At 58.1% G+C, this 3,571-nt stretch carries 4 protein-coding genes; all 4 read left to right on the plus strand.

Annotated elements, in window-relative coordinates:
* Positions 1-258: 258 nt before the first annotated feature.
* Complete coding sequence (locus F4Y45_11475; protein ID MXY25128.1) at positions 259-1,119, plus strand: sugar phosphate isomerase/epimerase; 861 nt, start codon at positions 259-261, stop codon at positions 1,117-1,119.
* A gap of 104 nt (positions 1,120-1,223) precedes the next feature.
* Positions 1,224-1,613 (plus strand): BlaI/MecI/CopY family transcriptional regulator, encoded by a 390-nt coding sequence (locus F4Y45_11480; GenBank protein MXY25129.1) that lies wholly within the window; start codon positions 1,224-1,226, stop codon positions 1,611-1,613.
* 2 nt (positions 1,614-1,615) lie between these two features.
* Positions 1,616-3,202, plus strand: coding sequence for a M56 family metallopeptidase (locus F4Y45_11485; GenBank protein MXY25130.1), 1,587 nt, complete (start codon positions 1,616-1,618; stop codon positions 3,200-3,202).
* Between the two features lie 120 nt (positions 3,203-3,322).
* On the plus strand, positions 3,323-3,571 hold a 249-nt coding region (locus tag F4Y45_11490; protein MXY25131.1), incomplete at its 3' end, for an SUMF1/EgtB/PvdO family nonheme iron enzyme.

Below are 3,571 nucleotides of genomic sequence, written 5' to 3' on the forward strand. Positions count from 1 at the left end.
TTCCAGCACACGTTCGGTCTCCGCCTCTACTGGTTCAGTCTGTTCATCGTGTGGACTGTCAAAATAATCCTACTGCGCTACGGCGGGGCCAAGGCCTACATCGCCGGCAAACCCCTGTTTTACGGCCTAGCCATCGGTTATGTGGTTGGAGTAATTTTTTCTATGATAGTAGATCTGATCTGGTTCCCGGCGGAGGGACACAGCATGCACGGATGGTAATAGCTAACCACCGCAAACCAACTTGAGAGACGAGGCCCCATGCAACTGAATATTTCCATCAGCCTGTGGAACTACATTCACTATTTCCCCTTGCGAAAAGGCGGCACCAGCTTCGCCCTAGACAGCGGCTTGGACAGTCTGGCAAAAGTCGTCGACGAAGTGGCCGCCGCGGGTTATGGCGTTGAGTTGTGGCCCAAATGGGCTAGCTGGGAGTGGACGAGTCCCGCTCGGGAAGACATGGTGTCCCAACAATTCGATCTCTACGCCGAGGAGCACCGGCCTCGGCTGGCGCAAATCCTGCGCGGCGTGCGCTCGAGTTGGCACACGGGAGGCGACAATACCATTGAGAGCTACCACCGCCAAATCGACACGGTGGCGCAGGTGGGCAGTCAGGTGCTAGTAGTACACGCGGCCAATCTCTATCTCGACGGCCCCGATCCCAATTTCGATTTTGCCGCCCAAGTGCTGGAGTACGCGCACCAGAACAACGTCAAAATCGCGCTGGAAAACGCATCCGAAGGCGAGCAAGAAGAAGACCCTGAGCTGTGGAACCTGTCCATCTTGCAGCGGGCGCTGGCGCGCTTTGCCGACCTTGGGATCTGCCTCGACACGACTCACACACAAAAATTCAAACGCTTTCCCCTCAAAGAGTACGTCGATCGGCTGCAAGACCGCATTTGCCACTTGCACATCAGCGATGCTTTGGGCGATGACGTGGGCATCGGCCGTCTGCACACCATGCCAGGCACTGGCAAAATACCCGCAGCGGATTGGCGCTACCTGCTCGACGCCTTAGAGGAGGTCGATTTCCAGGGGGATGCGGTACTCGAAATCAAACCTCTAACCCCAGTGCGCATCGCACAGCAAACCGACGAATTCTTCGCCATCTGCGCCCAGTAGTGGGCTAACTCCCGATCAGCCTATATCCTCTTGCTTTCAATCATAAATGTTAGTATACTAACACTAACATGTTAGTATTTTAACATTTTTCGTGAGGTATACCTATGAGTGACCACGACTATCTCGAACTCGGTCGCCGGGAACGCCAGATCATGGACATCATCTTCCGGCGCAGCGAGGCTACAGCCAGTCAAGTGCAAGAGGACTTATCGCCGGCCTTAACCAACGCGACGGTGCGGACTTGGTTGAGGCATCTGGAAAACAAAGGCTATCTCAAACACCGGAAAGAGGGACCGCGCTTCGTCTACTCACCGACTTGGCCGCATCAACAGACCCAAACATCCGCGCTGCGCCAGGTGCTGCGCACGTTCTTCGGCGGTTCACCATCCAGGGCGATCGCCGCTCTCATCGCTCTGGAAGGGGATAAGCTGACCCCAGAGGAAATCGCCCGGCTGGATGCGCTACTGACCGAAGCGAAAGAGAAAGGACGCTGAAGATGGCCGGAGTCTCCTCCTTTGATGCCGCCAGCTTCCTGCTCGAAATGACGATCAAAAGCGCGGGCATTGTGTCGATTGTATGGCTCATGACGGCCCTGTGGCGCTCATCGGCGGCGCTGCGTCACGCCCTGTGGTTGGCCGCTTTTTTCGCCCTCCTGTTGCTTCCTGCCTTCTCTATCTTATTGCCACCTCTCTCCTTTGTGTCCGGTTTATCGGGGATATTCAAGGGAGCCGTTTCCCTATACGACGGCGAAGCAGCGGTGAAATCTCCTCCGGGACTTTCGCCGGTTCCATCGCAGATTACCAGCGATCCGCCGGGACTGGTCGGCAAGCTCGATGGCATTCTAACTTCCAGCCATTCCGGCACCGGATCATCCAGGCTGTATCCCTTCTTACTGGGTTTGTGGCTGGCCGGGCTCACCGCCTCCTTATCCGGGCTTGTGCTCGATTACCGATCGAGAAGACGCTGGTTGGCCAATGCCCGCGGTGTGACCAGCGGCCTATGGGCCGACATCGCCGCAGAGCTGGAACGCAACGGACTGGTCCGGCGACCGATCCGCATACTGGTCAGCCCGCGCATACCGGTACCGGTTACCTGGGGTTTCATACGGCCAACCGTGGCCATTCCTCTCTCGGCCCAGACCTGGCCCGCCGACCGGATCAGGATCGCCCTGCTACACGAGGTTGCCCATGCTCGTCGCGGCGACCAGACCACCCAGCTCTTCGCTCGCATCATCACCGCCTTCTACTGGTTCCATCCGATGGTCTGGCACGCCTTCAGATGTCTGCGCCTGGAGCAAGAGAAGGCGTGCGATGACTTCGTGCTCAACGCCGGCCAGCGATCCTCATCGTATGGCCGCCATCTACTGGAGATCGCCATGAACGTGCGCTCTTTCAACTCCACTGCCTCTCTGCCGGTAGTCCAGTCGTCAAGTCTCGTCGCACGTATCCGCGCTCTGGTCGACGAACAGTCTGACCGCAGACCTGTGCAGCAGCATCAGATGCTGCGTGTGGGGGTGCTGATCGGCTGCGTGAGTTGTCTGATCGCTACGCTCTCTCTGGCCGATGGAACCTGGGCCTCCCTGCGCCCTGCTGCCGAGCAGGCGGAGGCTATGACCGTGGACGACGACGGCTCGGTTCGCTTCACCCTGAACCGCTTCGAGGTGTCCCTGCGCCCCATGACGGCCGAAGAGCTCAACCGCCAGTTCCCGGCGCGGGGAGCCTTCTTGAGCAGCAGCACGGTGTTCCGCCTTGGGGTGAAGAACTACTACTACCCGAAGGTGTTCATCGACCCGGCAAGCATCGTGATGCGGTCCCCCGATGGCCGCAAGTGGTACAATCTGGCTCCTGCGTACTTCGCCCCAGTCCCCACCCCAGGCAGGGATCGCAATGAGCTGCTGCGCGAGGCGCTGTTCACGGCGGACGCGGTCTTCAGCGGCCAGGAGAAGTCCGGCTACGTCTTGTTTACGGGGCTGGACCCGGACGTCCGCGACATCCAGGTCACGGTGAAGGACGCGGTGCTGAGATACGACTACCGCGGCGAGCCGATCCAGACCGTGGACTTCACCTACAGATTCGAGCGCTAGAGAGACAGGTCCCGCCCGGACGTCCGCGCATTGTGTAAACCCAATCGGAGGATTAGGAGATGGCAGAGTACATGATTGTTTCTCACTTCTTTCATTCTTCTAGATAAGGGAGCTATAGCTATGAAGTTTTTGACCGTATGTCTGCTGGGGTTGCTGGTACCGATTGCTTGCCTCGGCAACAACTCGACGGGCGCTGAGAAGACATTTTCTTTGCCTAATGGTGCCAAGATGGTGTTTGTTTGGATTGAGCCTGGGACCTTTCAGATGGGATCGCCGGATTCGGAGGTGGGACGAAGTCAGGATGAAGGGCCGGTACGTGAGGTGGAGATCAGTCAAGGGTTCTACTTGGGTAAGTATGAGGTGACGCAG

It is taken from the genome of Acidobacteriota bacterium (assembly GCA_009838525.1).
Lineage (GTDB): Bacteria > Acidobacteriota > Vicinamibacteria > Vicinamibacterales > UBA8438 > VXRJ01.